Origin of the sequence: Pantoea wallisii (assembly GCF_002095485.1) — a bacterium.
GTDB lineage: Bacteria > Pseudomonadota > Gammaproteobacteria > Enterobacterales > Enterobacteriaceae > Pantoea > Pantoea wallisii.
Genome location: NZ_MLFS01000017.1, coordinates 34,435 through 49,476 on the forward strand (window position 1 = coordinate 34,435; position 15,042 = coordinate 49,476).

The 15,042-nt window shown below is 47.8% G+C and carries 15 protein-coding genes and 3 pseudogenes; 13 read left to right on the top strand and 5 right to left on the bottom strand.

Annotated features, from left to right (window positions below; all coding sequences use genetic code 11):
• Nucleotides 1-104 precede the first annotated feature (104 nt).
• The 5 genes from HA48_RS08380 (at nt 105) to HA48_RS08400 (ending at nt 1,812) form a co-directional block, all read left to right on the top strand.
• Nucleotides 105-494, top strand: a complete 390-nt coding sequence (locus HA48_RS08380; RefSeq protein ID WP_128600608.1) for a hypothetical protein — start codon at nt 105-107, stop codon at nt 492-494.
• On the top strand, nt 475-804 hold the full coding sequence (locus HA48_RS08385; RefSeq protein ID WP_128600609.1) for a hypothetical protein: 330 nt from the start codon (nt 475-477) through the stop codon (nt 802-804). Before HA48_RS08380 ends, HA48_RS08385 begins: the two co-directional genes overlap by 20 nt.
• An 82-nt stretch (nt 805-886) precedes the next feature.
• The gene (locus tag HA48_RS08390; RefSeq protein WP_128600610.1) at nt 887-1,084 is read left to right on the top strand and encodes a hypothetical protein; all 198 of its coding nucleotides are present in this window, start codon (nt 887-889) and stop codon (nt 1,082-1,084) included.
• Complete coding sequence (locus HA48_RS08395) at nt 1,069-1,407, top strand: hypothetical protein (RefSeq protein WP_128600611.1); 339 nt, start codon at nt 1,069-1,071, stop codon at nt 1,405-1,407. Before HA48_RS08390 ends, HA48_RS08395 begins: the two co-directional genes overlap by 16 nt.
• Nucleotides 1,408-1,545: 138 nt before the next feature.
• Nucleotides 1,546-1,812 carry a hypothetical protein gene (locus HA48_RS08400; RefSeq protein ID WP_128600612.1) on the top strand — a complete coding sequence of 89 codons (267 nt, stop codon included), beginning with the start codon at nt 1,546-1,548 and terminating at the stop codon, nt 1,810-1,812.
• Between the two features lie 18 nt (nt 1,813-1,830).
• Here HA48_RS08400 and HA48_RS08405 read toward each other — a convergent pair whose 3' ends face one another.
• A complete protein-coding gene (locus tag HA48_RS08405; protein WP_128600613.1) occupies nt 1,831-2,070 on the bottom strand; it encodes a DinI-like family protein in 240 nt (79 codons plus the stop codon).
• Between the two features lie 314 nt (nt 2,071-2,384).
• Nucleotides 2,385-2,708, bottom strand: a complete 324-nt coding sequence (locus tag HA48_RS08410) for a DUF6388 family protein (protein ID WP_128600614.1) — start codon at nt 2,706-2,708, stop codon at nt 2,385-2,387.
• Between the two features lie 148 nt (nt 2,709-2,856).
• On the opposite strand from HA48_RS08410, the gene yedD reads away from it, so the two are divergent.
• Nucleotides 2,857-3,327 carry a lipoprotein YedD gene (gene yedD, locus HA48_RS08415; RefSeq protein WP_128600615.1) on the top strand — a complete coding sequence of 157 codons (471 nt, stop codon included), beginning with the start codon at nt 2,857-2,859 and terminating at the stop codon, nt 3,325-3,327.
• Nucleotides 3,328-3,373: 46 nt separating this feature from the next.
• Here the strand turns inward: yedD and fliT are convergent, their stop codons facing one another.
• The 3 genes and pseudogenes from fliT to fliD form a co-directional block, all read right to left on the bottom strand.
• Nucleotides 3,374-3,733 carry a flagella biosynthesis regulatory protein FliT gene (gene fliT / locus HA48_RS08420; RefSeq protein ID WP_128600616.1) on the bottom strand — a complete coding sequence of 120 codons (360 nt, stop codon included), beginning with the start codon at nt 3,731-3,733 and terminating at the stop codon, nt 3,374-3,376.
• Nucleotides 3,733-4,137: a flagellar export chaperone FliS gene (gene fliS / locus HA48_RS08425; protein WP_128600617.1), complete on the bottom strand. Its 405-nt coding sequence runs from the start codon at nt 4,135-4,137 to the stop codon at nt 3,733-3,735. The genes fliT and fliS overlap by 1 nt, the downstream gene beginning before the upstream one ends.
• A gap of 12 nt (nt 4,138-4,149) precedes the next feature.
• Nucleotides 4,150-5,555 (bottom strand): annotated as a pseudogene (fliD, locus tag HA48_RS08430) (flagellar filament capping protein FliD).
• Nucleotides 5,556-5,809: 254 nt separating this feature from the next.
• Between fliD and HA48_RS08435 the strand changes: the two are divergent.
• The 7 genes and pseudogenes from HA48_RS08435 to HA48_RS08465 all read left to right on the top strand — a co-directional run bounded on the left by HA48_RS08435 (nt 5,810) and on the right by HA48_RS08465 (nt 14,956).
• A complete protein-coding gene (locus HA48_RS08435) occupies nt 5,810-6,760 on the top strand; it encodes a flagellin N-terminal helical domain-containing protein (protein ID WP_128600618.1) in 951 nt (316 codons plus the stop codon).
• Between the two features lie 150 nt (nt 6,761-6,910).
• Nucleotides 6,911-10,561: an O-linked N-acetylglucosamine transferase, SPINDLY family protein gene (locus HA48_RS08440; RefSeq protein WP_128600619.1), complete on the top strand. Its 3,651-nt coding sequence runs from the start codon at nt 6,911-6,913 to the stop codon at nt 10,559-10,561.
• 7 nt (nt 10,562-10,568) lie between these two features.
• On the top strand, nt 10,569-11,126 hold the full coding sequence (locus HA48_RS08445) for an FkbM family methyltransferase (RefSeq protein ID WP_158086962.1): 558 nt from the start codon (nt 10,569-10,571) through the stop codon (nt 11,124-11,126).
• A gap of 325 nt (nt 11,127-11,451) precedes the next feature.
• Nucleotides 11,452-12,419, top strand: a pseudogene (locus HA48_RS08450) (HNH endonuclease signature motif containing protein).
• A gap of 143 nt (nt 12,420-12,562) precedes the next feature.
• Nucleotides 12,563-13,284 (top strand): annotated as a pseudogene (locus HA48_RS08455) (RNA polymerase sigma factor FliA).
• Between the two features lie 49 nt (nt 13,285-13,333).
• Complete coding sequence (gene fliZ, locus HA48_RS08460) at nt 13,334-13,837, top strand: flagella biosynthesis regulatory protein FliZ (RefSeq protein ID WP_128600621.1); 504 nt, start codon at nt 13,334-13,336, stop codon at nt 13,835-13,837.
• A gap of 132 nt (nt 13,838-13,969) precedes the next feature.
• Entirely contained in the window at nt 13,970-14,956 is a 987-nt protein-coding gene (locus tag HA48_RS08465; RefSeq protein ID WP_128600622.1) for a D-cysteine desulfhydrase, read from the top strand.
• Nucleotides 14,957-15,042 lie beyond the last annotated feature (86 nt).

Below are 15,042 nucleotides of genomic sequence, written 5' to 3' on the forward strand. Positions count from 1 at the left end.
ATTCATTAATTAAAGTAAACTTAAATAACGGCGCTGGCTGCACATCTGGCAAGGGCAGTCAGCGAATCTAAGTCAGGCATATTGCCAGTGTTGAGAGGTGAGGCATGGAGAGTAGTTTGGTCACAAGCGTTGGCGCACTGCTTCTCGGCGGGGGGGCAGCAGCGGTGTTCTGGAAACCGTTAATGGCGGGTATTGCCGCTATCGTCACCAGCAATCGCGCAGGCGGCGAGATCATCACCAGCTACAAAGAGCAGGTGCTGCTTCTCAAAGAGAGCCATGTGCTGATGCGTCAGGAGAACGATGAGCTACGTATCCGCCACGATAAGAATCTGCGGCGTATCTCATCGCTGGAGACCGATCTGCGGCTGATAAAGAACGCCCTTGGCATTCTGCTGGCAACAACGGAAGCCGATCACAGCGATAAGTTCCGCAGTCAGATTAATCAACTGATCACCACACTGGAGGAGAACCGCGATGGTGCAGATAAACAGTGAGTTCGTTGTGAAGAGCCATCGGCGGCACCTGCTGCTGGGAGGGCTGCTAATGCTGTTATCGCTGCTGTGCGTAGCGATGACCATCATGTTTGTTTATGTCAACAACAGCGCTAACCGGCGCGTCGAAGATATCCGTCATCAGTATCGGGTGATTTCCGATCGGCGCGAAGCAAAAGTCGCAGAGTTAACCAATCAGGTGATTGTGCTGCAGAAAAAACTTGAGAGCCCCCAGGGCCAGGCCAGCAGTAAGGCTGCGGGCAAAGCCAATCCGACGGCAGGGCAGGCGTCGCCGCCAGCGACATCCCGCTAAGGAGGCCAGAATGCGTATTACCGAGCAGATCGCAGACAGTTTCCATCGACTGTGGTCTTTATTAAGCAAGAAGGAGAAAGTTATGAGTGAACAAACTGTCATCGCACCAACGAATACCGAGGCGGAGCACGATCTGTCGCCACTGGAGAGTTTTGCTAATGAGACAGCCACCACATCAGCGGTGGCGACGCCAGCCACAGGCGCGCCGGCGGCCGCGCTGTTCAAAAACAGGAGGATACCGCTGCGCAGGCTGATAGCACTGGCGTGGCGCCAATCGTAGCAGAGCAGCCGGCTGCTGCAGACGCACCTGTCGATCTGGATCAGCAGCTGGCGACGCAGGATCCGCTGGCAAATGGGTCTGCCAGCGCTGGTGCATCATCTGCCTCGACACCGGGCTTACGCAACGATCAGCAACCTGATGCATCGGTAAGCCCGCCAGCACCTGCTTCATCTGCATCCGCGGCGACAGACACCGTGCGCCAGGACATTGCTGCCGGTGTGAAGGATTTTGCCCAGGCTTTCAGCTTCGTCGAACAGGGCGTACTGAAACTGGGGTCGGCAGCAAAGGATGAGCTGATCGCGCTGGCGAAGAAGTATATGTAAGGCTCAAATAATATGGGAACAGGATGTTCCCAGCTTGCACTGCTTCCGATTATTCTTAGAGCGGTCTCGCTATTTTCTACTATCTTTAATCGTTCGAGCGTTATTTTAACTGGCTTTTACAGCGAAAAGGAAAATAGCATGAGTGATACAGAGGCAATCAAAACCAAAACTGAATACCTGCGTGATGTCACCTCACAGCTAAAAGAGATGCGTCACTACGCGCAGACAAATACCGAGACGCTCTCAAGCCACTGGCTGGCCTTTGACGCCGGAGAGTATAAGGACAAAGAGAATGCAGCACGGTTTGATGCGCTGATAAATAAGCAGGGCAAGTTGCTGGATGATATTGATCTGGCGATTCAGGATCTGGAAATCGCCATCAACCACAGTGAGCAGGAGAGCTAAGCCCGCTCTGCTGGTGGCTTAATCAGCCACCAGCCACATTTCCGCTTCATCGAACATCTCTTCTACGATACGCGCGATGGTCGCTTTATCATTTTTACTCATATCCGTATCAATCGCGTTACGCTCCATTGGCTTAACGCGTACTTCCAGATCCGGAAAGACGCGGTGAACGCGCTTCTCCAGCTCCTCTAAAATCATCTCACGCGCGCCAGGCAGGCCGGCGACATTGCGCTTGTCGTAAATCAGTTCCACAAACATCAAAGCGATCCATTAATCAAAGTGGGAGCGTAATAATACTGTAAATAAAAACAGTGGCAAGCGGCGTTCAGGCAAAAATTTCTATTTCTGGCAAACGTCGCACAAACGGGTGAGGAAGAAGCAGGGCAGAAGGGAAAAATTGAACCTCTGGAGGTGGAAATCCAGCAACACCTCCAGAGGCGGTGCAAGCGCACCATTCGTTCAAGGACAATCTACGACACACGTCGTGAGCATTAAGTTATACAACTTTTTCTTTGTTGTACAACTTTTCCTGAGGGATTTGTGTAAAATGCCTGAAAATCACTCACGGGGGCTTAAAGTTCGTTCTTGATACAGAACGCTTCCCACGTCATGCCAAGTGCAGCAGCATGTGATTTAAGATAGGTTTCAATCGCTTCAGCAGCAACGGCTTTATCCGGTTCAGCCAGTTGAATAGAGAACAGCATCCCGTCCAGCTTCTTCTGACGCAGAAACGCAGCATAGATGCGCTCCGCATGCCATTCGCGCAGTTCGCGTAAGGAGAGGTTAGCGGCCCGGGCGTCACTTTCGGTTAGCTCGTCCAGCGCAGCCTGAAAATCGGGGTGGGCGGTAAAAAACATGCTGCGTGCCAGCGCATAGTACTCTTGCGGGGTTTTCATTCGGGATACCTGCTAATTAACTTGCGCGCTAGTGTAGCCTGAACCAGGCAGCTTGTCAGGAACTCAGGGGTTTTGCAGCAGATGCCTTGCGTAACTCCCGGGAAAAATTATAACGTAGCCGCCATTGATGCGAGTGTAGGGACTGAAAATGAAAAAGTGGATGGTACTGGCCGCGCTGGCGCTGGGCGGATGTGCGCAAATCAATAGCTATGACGAAGCAGTGAAAACCCCGGCACCGCTGGCGCTCAAAGGCATCTGGCAGACAACGGGTCCGCAGGGCAAATTAATCAGCGACCAGGCATTGGGCAGCCTGATTATCGGCGCTGAGGGCGATACGCTGGATTGTCGCCAGTGGCAACGCGTTATCGCCAAACCCGGTAAGCTGACGCGCCTTGACGATGAGTGGGTCAACGTGAACCGGCAGGCACGTGTTATGCCACTGACGCTGGAAAATGGTGAACTGCACTATGATGGCTTAACGCTGCGCAAAGTTGAACGGCCAACCGTGGAGTGTCAGCAGGCACTGGAAGAGGTGGCGAAGCGCCCTGGTGATGCAGTGATTCAGGATATTGAGCCGGAGATATTAAAGCCGGTGTCGAATACAGCGCCGCAGTCTTAATGCAATGCGCGGGTGAAGTCAGGTGCTTCACCCGGCAGCATTTGCGTCAGAGATTTCCTGGATACAAAACCTGATTGGAGATTCGCCCATAAGCAGAAGTCACTTTCTGTTGTTGCGACGTCGTTTGTACCAGCGCACGCAGTTCATCCATGCGGTGTGCCAGTAATCCCTTTATCTCGTTTTCATTATCCAGTACTTGTTTGAGCATCGGGCGAATTTGCATGCGGAGTCCGGAGGGCAGTGCACTGGTATCCTGATCGCGTGCGACACTCTCCACGTTACGCAGATAGGTCATTTCACAAGCAATCAGCTCATCCCACTGGCCCTCTTTAGCCTGTGCGAGCATGGCGTTACTCAGCTTCAGCAGCTGCTGATAGCCCTGCAGTAAATCAACGTGTATCGTCATTAATACGAGTCCTGCGGTTGGTTGGGGCCGATTTCCTTCCACGCATCTGCAATGTTTTTCAACAGCGCTTCGACTTCAGCAATTGCCTCAAAATCGTTACGCAAGTTGGCCTCCAGCAGGCGGCGCGTCATATATTCATACAGGTCGTCGAGATTGGCGGAGAGCTCTCCGCCAACTTCATGATTCAAGCCGGCACGCAAGCCGTTAGTGATGATATTGATTGCCTTTGTCAGCGCCAGACCCTTACCGGGAATATCACCCTGTTCCATCAAAATAGTGGCTTTTTTCATGGCGCTCAGTGCGCCATCAAACAGCATTACCACCAGTTGATGCGGGCTGGCGCTCAACACGGCACTCTCTAAACCGACCTGCGCGTAGGCCTGAATTCCCGATTTAGCGTACATTTTTAACTCCTGTTAACTGCTCATGTTCGCAAACTGCTGCGTCAGATAGTTCTGCGTTTGCGTCATGGATGAGACCAGCGTATTCAAGTTGGTAAATTGCGTTTTATAACGCGCCATGGTGGCGGTAATTTGTGCATTTACGCGATCGTAATCGTCCGACAATTTCTTAAGGGTTTTATTAATACCGTCAGTAGCGTTCTGTACCGAACCGTTAGTTCCCAAAATCTGGTCCAGATAATTACTGGTCTGGGTGGCAAAACCTGTGGTTTTACCGTCACCTGACAGGAAACTCACCACATCAGCGGATTTTTCATCCAGCGCTTTGCCCAGCTTAGTGCTATCAACAGTCAGCTTGCCATTAATATCCTGTGTAATACCAATCTGCGAGAGCAGGGAGATACTGCCACCGCCTTGTGCACTGGTTGAGAGCCTAGAGCGCAGACTGGTCTGGATATTACGCAGAGTGCCGTCACCCAGCAGATCGCCATTACCAGAGTTCTGGGAGCTACTGCCCTGATCCACCGCTGTGTATTTAGTCTGATTGCTGATGGTCGTTTGCAGCGAGTTATAGGCGTCAACATAAGCCTGAACGGCTGCTATCATCGGCGCATTGTCTTTCGTTACCGCCAGCGTTTCCGGGCTACCGGTATTGGTTTTCGTCAGATTCAGCGTCACACCTTCCGGCGCATCGGTAATAGTGTTGCTGCTACGGGTAATAGCAACCCCGTTGATGTTCAGTTTTGCATCGGCGGCTTCTACCTGCTGCGTCATGCCGTTATTGCTGCCGCCTTTGGTAAACCCAATGTATTTTGCTAGCTCGCTATCGTCTGTTGCGACCGTCATCTCATTGGTTGTACCGCTATCACGCGAAGTCAGTGCCAGATAGTAAGTGTTGTCATCAGATTTAATGATGCTGGCGGTAACGCTACCTTGTTGTTTATTGATAGCATCTTTAATGTCCGTCAGGCTGGTTTGATCTTTACCAAGCGTGACGGTCATCGGGGTTTTCTGCCCGGCTGCGTAATCGTGATGGTGCGTGAAGCCTGGCTGCTGTCACCTAAATCCGCATCTTTACTGGTCGCGCTTGCTGAAAGTAAAGACTGGGCTTTTGCAAGCTGGGTTACCTCTACTGAATATGTTCCAGAGGTAGCATTATTGGCCAGCGTGGCGGCAAATGCGGTATTAGTGCTGCTGACTTTGGTGCTAGCGATAGCAGACGTATTTTTTAATGCTGCGGCAGCACTTTGCACTTTTTGTAGTGCGGTTTGCACAATGCCCCATGCTGACAGTTTGGCTTTATAAGAGGTCTGTTGCGTCGTAATCGGCGTCAGGTTAGCCTGTTCCGCCGTTTGCAGCTGATCATACAAATCGCTTAAGCCGAGGTTAGTACCGGCATTCAGGTTACTTACACTTGCCATAGTTCAATCCTTAGTTGATGGACAATCACTGGAAGCAGTATCGGCAGCGACGCAAAAAAGGTTAATCCTTCAAACAAAAAACAATAGGTGGATAAAAACCCCTTCTTTATTGCACTTCGGCCATTTGAGATTTTTTAAATTTTCGCAGAAATTTTTCTAAAGGTTGATTGGGGGGTGACGATAATCAGGTTGACGGTGATGAAGCCGCAGGCCAAATGCCGAAACCTAACCATTTAATTTGAAGGATAAATATCATGGCTGTTATCAATACTAACACCCTGTCCCTGGTGACGCAGAACAACCTGAGCAAATCTCAGTCTTCACTGGGTACTGCGATCGAGCGTCTCTCATCTGGTCTGCGTATCAACAGCGCGAAAGATGATGCTGCAGGTCAGGCCATCGCCAACCGCTTCACTTCTAACATCAACGGCCTGACCGTTGCTGCACGTAACGCTAACGATGGTATCTCTCTGGCGCAGACCGCTGAAGGCGCGCTGTCAGAAATCAACAACAACTTACAGCGTATCCGTGACCTGACCGTTCAGGCGCAGAACAGCTCTAACTCTGCATCAGACATCGACTCTATCCAGGCTGAAGTTAACCAGCGTATGGAAGAGATTGACCGTGTTACTACTCAGACAGACTTTAACGGCAAAAAAGTTCTGAACAACACTGGCTCAGCTGCGAAATCTTATGATTTCCAGGTGGGTTCTAAAGACGGTGAAACCATCTCCATCAAAATTAATGGTGCAGCTGGCTGGAACCTGGCTTCTGCAGGCTCTGACGGCACCACAACTGCTGCTGCCAGTGGTGTATATGCAAATACTGCGGCTGCATCTGGCCTGACTGCAATTGATGGCGATGCCCGTAAAGTTGACGCAGTAGGTTTTGACGTTAAGAGTGGTAAAGTTACAGGTAGTGCTTTAGGTGGTGGGGAGCCTTTGAAAGATATCGACGCTGCGATTAAAGCTGTTGATGAACAACGTAGCTCACTGGGTGCTTCTCAGAACCGTTTTGAGTCTACCATTACGAACCTGAACAATACCGTCAACAACCTGTCAGCTGCCCGTAGCCGTATCCAGGATTCTGATTACGCGACCGAAGTCTCGAATATGTCTCGTGCACAGATTCTGCAGCAGGCTGGTTCTTCTGTACTGGCACAGGCTAACCAGGTACCACAGACCATGCTGTCTCTGCTTCGTTAATCTTAGTTCGCTAATCCTCACAATTAGCAGTAAAAATAACGGGTGCTCCACCCGTTATTTTTTTTTGTATTTTTTAAACTAATGAAAAAGACAGTAGCTGTTTACCCAGATGATTAGCTACTCACTGTTTTCATTCGAGAAAATACAATTATGAAAAAAACAGCTGTAAAAACTAAACCCACTAATCGCTCTCAAGTCATCCATAATGCTGGACTATTGAGTAAACAGCTTTTTGAGATGCTTGATGTCAATCCTCAGGCTGCTTTGGTCAAAGTCAAAAAAATACTGGATAAAAACCCACAAAATGCAGATCTGTGGGAGTTTATGGGCCGCACGCATCATAAACTAAATGATTTCATCGCCGCAGAGAAAGCTTTTAACAAAGCACTCTCATTTCAGGCAAATCATCAGAAGGCCTTATATTCTAAGGCAGGTATGCTTTATTCGCTAGAACGCTTTGATGAAGCTGAGATTTTAATAAACGACGCTATGACTGCAATGGGTGGAAAGCAAGCAGTCCCCATGAAAGTATTGCTGGCAAACGTTCTGCAAAAGCAAAAGAAATACAAAGAATCAATTGAATGCTTTGAGCAACTCATTCTTTTGGAACCTGATAAATGGTCCAACTGGAGTCACCTGGCACTTATTTATCAAGAAATGGCCAATTTTGATAAAATGCATGAAGCTTACAATAAAGCTAAGGCGCTTACTGACTCCAATCCGCTACCTTATTTCAATCATATTGTCAGTTCTCATTATGACCCTGCTATGGATATTAATGATTTACAGAAGCTTTGCTTTGATTGGCAGAAAAAATTCAAGCCATTAAAAAATATTCAGCCAGCAATGCCGCTGAATAAAGAAAAAAACAAAAAGCTCCGGATTGGAATGATCTCTGATGGTTTTAGATCTCATCCTGTGGGTATGATGATAGCCATTGGTTTATCTCATGTTTTTAATCATGAAATGGAATTTTACGCCTACAGTACAACTTCTGCTTCAGATCACATCACACAGCGCTTACAAAGGATTACAGCAAAATGGGTACAAGTTGAAAGTATCTCTGATTTGGAATTGAATGACTTAATTCGGCAACACGAAATAGACATTCTTTTTGATTTGAATGGTTATAACTCTAATAGCCGCATGCGAACTTTACAGCTTAAACCTGCACCTATCATGGTTAAATGGGTAGGAGGTTTAATAAGTAGCACTGGTCTTGAAGGAATGGATTATCTGCTCAGCGATAATGTTGAAACGCATGAAGGTACTGATGATTACTATACAGAGAAGTTAATAAGGCTTCCAGTAGATTATATATGTTATGATCCACCGGGATATTTACCACCTGTTTCATCTTTACCCTATGAAGAAAAAGGTTTTATTACTTTTGGGTGCTTTAATAATGCAGCAAAAATAAATGATGTTTTGTTAGAACAGTGGGCTTTGTTACTTAATGATATTCCAAACTCTCAACTGTATTTGAAAAGTTTCAATTTTAAAGATGTTACGCTGAGTGATCGTATTTACACTACGCTTGAAAAGTACGGTATAAAACGCAGTAGAATTATTCTGGAAGGCGCATCTCCACATAAAGAATTACTTGAGAGCTATAATAGGGTTGATATAGCGCTTGACCCCTGGCCTTATTCAGGAGGGTTAACAACATGTGAAGCCATGGTAATGGGAGTGCCGGTTATAACGTTACCCGGGCCAACCTTTGCTGGCCGTCATTCTGCTTCGCATCTTGTTCATGCAGGGATGCCAGAATTAGTTGCAGAAAGCTGGGGGGATTATTTAACTATCGCTAAAAGCCTGGCGAATGATACTGAAAACCTGGCCTTAATTAGGCGCCATTTGCGAGAGGTTCTTTTATCTTCTTCTGTATGTGATGGGAAAATTTATGCTCGTCATTTTACTGATGCTATGCGCGCTATTTGGCAGCGATATTGTGAGGGGAAGTTACCTGCGGCATTATCCTTTATAGAGAACGAAGGACTTTTCTTTGAGCCAGAAAAAAAAGCAATTAAATTAAACCATCCTATCGAGGTTGAGAATTCATCTTTAATAGATAATGAGTTAGGGTTTTCTTTCAACCTTGATGGCCAGGTTAGGGCTTTAGACTATGGTGGTATCCTTGCTTGCCAAGATAAGTTCAAGGCATTAATGGCAACAAATGGTATATTTGTAATTATTATCGATCCTTTAGGCATTGTAGGAGACACCCATCTTCCCTTAAAAAGAAACTCTCTGCAGAAAGTTCAAATGCAATTACTAGGCGATGGTAACGATACACAATTAAATATGTGTCTCGATGCTAAATATAGTAGCGACCTGGATGCAATTACTTTTACCTCAAAACGTGAAGGATGGTATCCTCAAAGAGTAATTACTAAGATTAAAGTGCCATCGCTAAAACTTGATGAAATTTATGGGCTTGATAGAGTTGACTGGTTAATTTTAGATAACAGATTCAATCTTAAAGAGCTTTTCGCATACGGAGCGCGAATCTTAAAATCTTGTCTCTTTGTGGCGGTACATTATCGTTTTGAAAATACTCACGAAGGACAACTGTCATTTAGCAACATATGCGACCAATTAAGAAATGTAGGCCTGGATTTTCACTCATTTGTGAATATCGAATATCAACAGCTTGTAGAAATAGAAGGTAATCAACCATTCGAATCTTCGCAAATGATAGCAGCAGAAGCCCTTTTCATTGCATCTAAAGATCGTAGAGCGAAGCTTAGTATTCAACAATGTGAAAAGCTGGCATTTATTCTACATACCGGATATGGTCTTTATGATATTGTAGTCTCCTTATTGCAGATGCAATCTAAAAATCGGGTTGCTAATTATATAAAAGAAGTTGCTTTTGATAGCAAGTCATCTATATCTAATGTAAGTAACAAAAGAGGACATTCTCTGCCGCAAAAGCTTATTGTCAGCTTAACGTCATATTGTAAACGTTTTGATACGCTCCATTTAACACTTAATTGTCTCTTAAACCAAACAGTAAAAGCTGACAGAATCATTTTGTGGATTGCTGAGTCAGAAAAAAATATAGTTCCTGATAATGTTATTAAGTTTATTAGTCATGGTTTAGAAATAAAGTATTGCAAGGATATTAAATCATATAAAAAAATCATTCCTACACTTAAGGATGATCCTAACTCTTTTATTGTTACGGCTGATGATGACTTATATTATGCCGAAGACTGGCTTGAAAATTTAATCGGCGCATGGAATGGGGATTACAAAGTCGTGGTTGCTCATCGTGCGCATAAGATCATTTTAGATAAAAATGGCCTACCTGTTCCTTATAAAGAATGGGGATGGGAGTATGATGTATCCAATGATATTTCATCATTAAATTTCCCGACATCGGGGGCTGGAGTTTTATATCCGCCACACTGTTTTTATCATGATATTATTAATGAAGAGCTTTTCTCCGAGTTATCGCCAGGCACAGATGATATCTGGCTTTATTGGATGTGCCGCATGAATGGAGTCAAAGTTAAAGTAGTAGGTAAAAAGATGGAATTGCTTGAGTGGGAAGGTGCTTTAGCACAACCCTTATGGCATGATAATTTATTAAATGGAGGTAATGACAAAAATATTAAAAAAATGCTCAAGCATTATGGCTTTAAAAATAATGAGCATAATAATGAAGAAGATATGAGTGTTGTCAATGATGCTTTCAGTTTTAGTCATGAGGATAAACTCGTATGCATGCACTTGCCAAATAAAGATGATTATATTCAGAATGTAATCAAATCTACAGTTCATTCTATGAACTGAAATGCTTATGGATATTTCTTCAAGGGCTAAAAAGAGGAGCACTATCCTTGATGTAGGTGCAAATATTGGCAACCACACTATATATTTCTCTCTATTATGCGATGTGGAAAAGGTTATTTCATTTGAACCACAAAAGAATGTCTATGACACCCTGTGTAGAAATATAAGGCGTAATTTAAAGGAAGGTAAGGTTATTGCCCATCAAATGGGACTTGGTAGTATTGAAACCAAAGCCAACCTTGGTGAAGTAGATGACAAGAATATAGGCATGACTAAGCTGGATGTAAATGATACTGGTGAGATAAGGATTTCTACGCTTGATTCTGTCGTTGAGAAAGAACCAGTGAATTCCATATCTGTCATTAAGGTCGATGTCGAAGGTATGGAAATGGAGGTTTTAAGAGGAGCAATAAAAACTCTTGAGCGACATAATCCTGTGCTATACATTGAAGCAGCGACCAATAAAGAATTTGACGAAATTTCTGGTTTTCTTAAGAAGTTTAACTATATTCCCTTAAAAAGATTCAATGCAACAGCGACGTATCTTTTTTCAAAAGTTAACTAAATTAATCTTTGCGCATAAACACCCTTTGAAAAAAGGGTGTTTATGTCATAGTAATATAAGCACAATGAGATTTGTTAGAGTTAGTTATAATTCTGTTAGATGTAACAGTAAATATTTAATAAATCCTTGAAGCTTTAATTTTTTAAATAACGTTCAAGATATTATTACTTCCTAAATTAACTCTGCTTTACTGCGATACGAATATTTTGTGGGTAACATGATGTGAATAAGTCACACATTGTGTTACAGCCCGCCGCACATCTGCCGATAACTCCCCTCAGAATCACTCATTTTTTGTCGTACGTTTCCTGTTTCTGGGGTGTCTATGCGCTTCAATTATGACTTGTTACCGGGTGAGTTGCTGACCTCGAAGAGATCGCCCTGCGCTATGCGCAGCAGCATCCGGATGAGAAGGAGCTCACCGCACGTGGCCTGCTGAGCCCGTCGACCAGCTATCGCAACCTGATTATCCGCGCGCTGTTTGCGCAGGAAGAGCTCAACAGCCCGCTGGAGGATCTGCTGTTTATCTCTGACGATAACGAACGCAAAAACTACCTGCGCCGCTTTGAGCACTACCTGAAAAACCAGCAGGCGTTTCTCTACTTCCGGCGCAACGATGAGACGCGTAAAACCGGCCGCTGGAGAGTGGTGGGCGAAGCGCAGGTCTACGCCATGCTCGATCCGCGATCGGCGGAGGCGCAGAACCTGCTAAGCAGCCGCGGTTTTAAGCTGGTGCTGATGCGCCAGACCGAAGAGGAGGAGTACTGGCAGCTGTTCGATCCGCAGGCGCATCCGTGTTTTCCGCTGTCGCGCAAGATCCAGTTTCTGGTGGTGCTGAGCACGCCACAGCAAAAAGTGCCCACCGCCGTAATGCCGGGCACGGAGGTTGGCCGCCGCGTGAAAGCCCGCGTGTTCCAGCGCGCCAGCCAGGCGGAGTTTACCTCGGCGGTGAAAGCGCGCTACGGCGCCTGCATCATTACCGGTACGCGCTTAACCGAGCGGCACAGCTGGCCGTGGGTGGAGGCCTGTCATATTGACACCCAAGAGAACGAAGAGGGGTTTCTCGCGGATAACAGCGTGGATAACGGCCTGTTTTTACGCAGTGATTTACAGCGACTGTTCATCAATAAAATGATAAGCATCGACGCGGAAACCGGGCAGGTGCTGTTTAATGCAGCACTTGAAAACGACGAGTCCATAAGTTCCTGTTATCAGGCGCTGGCGGGCAAAACCTGTGCGCTGTGGCACGCCGTGCCGCCCGGCACGCGGCAGCGGCTGCGTAATCTGCGCTGAGCGATCCCTTTCTGGCGGTGCGATCCACCGCCAACCATAACAAATTTGAAATAACCTCGCTTTTGCCTGCCTATTCTGCCAATCGAAACCTCTACAGAATTGGATAATCATGCCGATAACTTTATTAACGCAGGGTAGTCAATGTGAACGATCTCTATACCGCCGATGGCGTGATGGATAAACATTCGCTCTGGCAGCGCTATGTTCCTCTGGTGCGGCATGAAGCGCTGCGCCTGCAGGTGCGTTTGCCAGCCAGCGTTGAGCTTGACGATCTGCTGCAGGCCGGTGGCATTGGTTTATTAAATGCCGTGGAGCGCTACGACGCGCTGCAGGGCACCGCCTTTACTACCTACGCCGTGCAGCGTATCCGGGGCGCAATGCTGGATGAACTGCGCAGCCGCGACTGGGCACCGCGCAGCGTGCGTCGTAATGCGCGTGAGGTGGCCGGTGCGATGCATCAGGTAGAACAAACGCTGGGGCGTGCGGCTACCGAGCAAGAAGTGGCTGAGCGGCTGAATGTTTCGCTGGAAGAGTATCGGCAGATTTTGCTGGATACCAACAATAGTCAGCTCTTTTCATACGACGAGTATCGGGAAGAACACGGCGACAGTGCGGAGCTGGTCACGGAGGGGCATGAGGAAGCCAACCCGTTGCATCAGTTATTGGAAGGAAATCTGCGTGAACGCGTCATAGAAGCGATCGAGCGCTGCCCGAGCGTGAAAAATTGGTGCTCACACTGTACTACCAGGAAGAACTGAACCTGAAAGAGATTGGCGCGGTGCTCGAAGTGGGGGAATCCCGCGTCAGCCAGCTGCACAGTCAGGCCATCAAACGCCTGCGGGCCCGGTTATCGGGAGCGCGCTGACAGACTCAGTTCCTGGGGAAACAAAAATAAAAAAACCGGGGACTCAGCAATGGGAGCCAAAGTCAAAGCCAGACCTTTAAGTCGCTACCTTAAAGACTATAAACACAGCCAAAGCAACTGTTCACATTGCGGCAAAGTTTTAGACCGCATGGCGTTAGTATTCCGCGGCCAGATCATCAATAAAGAGGCCATCGCCCGCATGGACCAGATGATTGACGATCAGGTCTGGATGAAGCTTCAGCCGGAACTGACGGCGCTGTGCCGTTTCTGCAGCGATATTTTTTGTAATACCCATCCGAATTACTTCGACATTATGGCGTTTAAACAATATCTGTTTGAACAGACCGAAATGAGTCACAGTACCATTCGTGAATATGTGGTGCGCCTGCGTCGTCTCGATGACATGCTAAAAGCGAAAAATTTCCCGGCAGAAAGATTACGGGGCAATAGCTGGCATGAGTGTCTGGAAAATGATCTGCCCGATGCCGGTAATAACAACTACCGTATCGCGCTGCGTAAATATGACCAGTTTTTAGGCTGGCAGCGCAGCTAAGGGTGATTTTACATCAGTTGCTGGCGAGCATGCCGGCAACTGACGATCGCACCCGATCAATTCCGGGTGCGACTTTTCTCATCTTCTGCAACACTGTATGGATAATCGCACACTGCCCGAATGGAGGCTGCATTGTCCTTACATCTTCTGCACCAGTTCCCGCGTCTTGAACTACTCGGTGCACCTACACCGCTTGAGCATCTTCCCCGCCTGTCTGATTATCTCGGACGCGATATCTTTATTAAACGCGATGACTTCACCCCGGTTGCGCTGGGCGGCAATAAGCTGCGCAAGCTGGAGTTCCTGGCGGCGGATGCGCTACGTGAAGGCGCAGATGTGCTGCTGACTGCCGGTGCCATTCAGTCCAACCATGTGCGCCAGACGGCGGCGGTCGCGGCGCGTCTTGGCCTCAAGTGCGTGGCGTTGCTGGAGAATCCTATCGGTACGACTGCAGAGAACTACCTCCACAATGGCAACCGTCTGCTGCTGGATCTGATGGATGTCGAGGTCGTGATGGTAGATGCACTGCACAATCCTCCGGCCCAGCTGGCAGAGCAGGCGGAGCGGCTTGAGGCGCAGGGTTTTCGTCCCTATAGCGTGCCGGTGGGCGGCTCAAACGTGCTGGGGGCGCTGGGCTACGTGGAGTGCGCGCAGGAGATCGCCCATCAGAGTGAAGGCGTGGTGGATTTTGCGGCGGTGGTGGTCGCCTCCGGCAGTGCCGGTACCCATGCCGGGCTGGCGGTAGGGCTGGAGCACCTGCTGCCCAATACCGAGCTGGTAGGCGTAACGGTTTCACGTAAAGCGGAGGCGCAGCTGCCGATCGTGGAGCGCATCCGCATGCCGCTGGCTGAGCAGTTGGAACTGCAGGCGCAGGCACCGGTGACATTGTGGGATGACTACTTCGCGCCGCGCTACGGCGAACCCAATGACGAAGGCATGGAAGCGGTGAAGCTGCTGGCGCGCCTTGAAGGCATCATGCTCGATCCGGTTTACACCGGCAAAGCGATGGCTGGCCTGATCGATGGCATTAGCCAGAATCGCTTCCGTCGTGACGGGCCGCTGCTGTTTGTCCACACCGGGGGATCGCCGGCGTTATTTGCTTATCATCCTTCGGTCTGAGACAGCGGCATAAAAAAGTTTATAATCCGGCGGTTAGGAATTAACAGGTCGCCTCAAAGGGCGGCCTGATTATAACAATCAGGTGC

Excerpts from the sequence above, each read along its gene's own strand:
- HA48_RS08405 (WP_128600613.1), bottom strand. The coding sequence starts at position 2,070 with ATGTTTGTGGAACTGATTTACGACAAGCGCAATGTCGCCGGCCTGCCT.
- HA48_RS08435 (WP_128600618.1), top strand. The coding sequence starts at position 5,810 with ATGGCTGTTATCAATACTAACACCCTGTCCCTGGTGACGCAGAACAAC.
- fliT (WP_128600616.1), bottom strand. The coding sequence starts at position 3,733 with ATGACGATACACGTTGATTTACTGCAGGGCTATCAGCAGCTGCTGAAG.
- HA48_RS08400 (WP_128600612.1), top strand. The coding sequence starts at position 1,546 with ATGAGTGATACAGAGGCAATCAAAACCAAAACTGAATACCTGCGTGAT.
- yedD (WP_128600615.1), top strand. The coding sequence starts at position 2,857 with ATGAAAAAGTGGATGGTACTGGCCGCGCTGGCGCTGGGCGGATGTGCG.
- HA48_RS08445 (WP_158086962.1), top strand. The coding sequence starts at position 10,569 with ATGGATATTTCTTCAAGGGCTAAAAAGAGGAGCACTATCCTTGATGTA.
- fliZ (WP_128600621.1), top strand. The coding sequence starts at position 13,334 with ATGGGAGCCAAAGTCAAAGCCAGACCTTTAAGTCGCTACCTTAAAGAC.
- fliS (WP_128600617.1), bottom strand. The coding sequence starts at position 4,137 with ATGTACGCTAAATCGGGAATTCAGGCCTACGCGCAGGTCGGTTTAGAG.
- HA48_RS08385 (WP_128600609.1), top strand. The coding sequence starts at position 475 with ATGGTGCAGATAAACAGTGAGTTCGTTGTGAAGAGCCATCGGCGGCAC.
- HA48_RS08440 (WP_128600619.1), top strand. The coding sequence starts at position 6,911 with ATGAAAAAAACAGCTGTAAAAACTAAACCCACTAATCGCTCTCAAGTC.
- HA48_RS08390 (WP_128600610.1), top strand. The coding sequence starts at position 887 with ATGAGTGAACAAACTGTCATCGCACCAACGAATACCGAGGCGGAGCAC.
- HA48_RS08410 (WP_128600614.1), bottom strand. The coding sequence starts at position 2,708 with ATGAAAACCCCGCAAGAGTACTATGCGCTGGCACGCAGCATGTTTTTT.
- HA48_RS08380 (WP_128600608.1), top strand. The coding sequence starts at position 105 with ATGGAGAGTAGTTTGGTCACAAGCGTTGGCGCACTGCTTCTCGGCGGG.